This window comes from Streptomyces sp. NPDC050121, assembly GCF_044460385.1.
Lineage (GTDB): Bacteria > Actinomycetota > Actinomycetes > Streptomycetales > Streptomycetaceae > Streptomyces > Streptomyces soliscabiei.
Genome location: NZ_JBITJV010000120.1, coordinates 1 through 1,185 on the forward strand (window position 1 = coordinate 1; position 1,185 = coordinate 1,185).

1 pseudogene is annotated in these 1,185 nt (G+C 77.6%); it reads right to left on the minus strand.

Annotated elements, in window-relative coordinates:
• Positions 1-770, minus strand: a pseudogene (locus ACIBTS_RS49395) (hypothetical protein); the annotation flags it as partial.
• Between the last annotated feature and the right edge of the window lie 415 nt (positions 771-1,185).

The following is a 1,185-nucleotide window of genomic DNA, read 5'->3' on the forward strand; positions in this document are numbered from 1 at the left end:
GGGCCGGCGGACACGGCGGTGTCGCTGTCGGACTCCGAAACGTCGGGCCGGTCGGACCTCCGCTCCTGCGTCCGTCCGTCATCGGTGCCGGCCGCGGGTCCCGCGACGGCCCCGGACACGGTGGGCACCTGTCCGGCAGGCGCCACCGCACCGGCGTTCTCACCGTGAGCCAGTGCGTCGTGGGCCAGTGCGTCGTGAGCCAGGGCGTCGTGAGCCAGGGCGTCCTCCTGGGCCAGGGCGTCGTGAGCCAGGGCGTCGTGGGCCGGATCCGCCGTGTTCCCGCCCACCGTCTGGACCGGGTCCGCGGCCTCCTGGGCCGGGGCCGCCCCGTCCGCCTCCCCACGGGTCCTGGGCACCGTCTGCTCTGCGGCAGTGGGCCGGGCTGTGGCGGCCGGCCCGGCAGCCGTCGGGGCAGAGTGCGGCGCGGCGGCGGGGACGGGCTGGAGCAGAGGGGGCGTGCGGTCTGTGGACTGCTCGTCCGCGCCGACCGAGCCGGGGGTCGGCCCGGTCGACGGGGCGGAGCCCGCGGGGGTCTGCGAAACCGTCCGCACAGGGCCGTCGGCGCCTTCTTCGCCGGCGGCGGCATCGCTGTCGCTGTCGTGCTCACGGTCCCCGGCCGCGTCCGGGTCCCCGGAGACGGTCCGCACGGGCCGTGACGCGGGAGCGTGGGCGGGGTCGCCCGAGGGCGCCGGCTGAGGGACAGCCGTACCGGAGTGCGGCGCCTCGGCCGGCACGTCCGTGGGCGTGGTGGCCGGCGGCGTGGCCGTCACGGGAGTGACGGCGGCAGGTGTGAGCGCCGTGGGCGCGAGCGGTGGAGTCCGGTCCGGGTCGGTCTCCTGGGCTCCGGCGTCGTGCGCGGGCGTGCCGTCGTGGTTCTCGCCCTGGCCGGCAACGGGGCGGTTGCCGGGGACGTTCGTGGTGTTCGTGGCCGGCGTAAGGCTCGGGGGGGCCGTCGAGGACGGCGTCGTCGGGGTGGCGCCCAGCGGAACCGAGGTTCCCCCGAGGCCGGTGGAGCCGTCCCAGGCAGCGGCGGGGCCCCCGGCCCCGGGTGCGGGCCGTATCCCCGTGTCGAGGCCCCCCGGGACCGTGGGACCGGCGCTGACGGTGGGAACGGGAACGACAGGCTCCGATGATCCCTCGCCGGCGTGTGTGGAGCCACCACTCCCCGAAATGCCCGGACGGGTG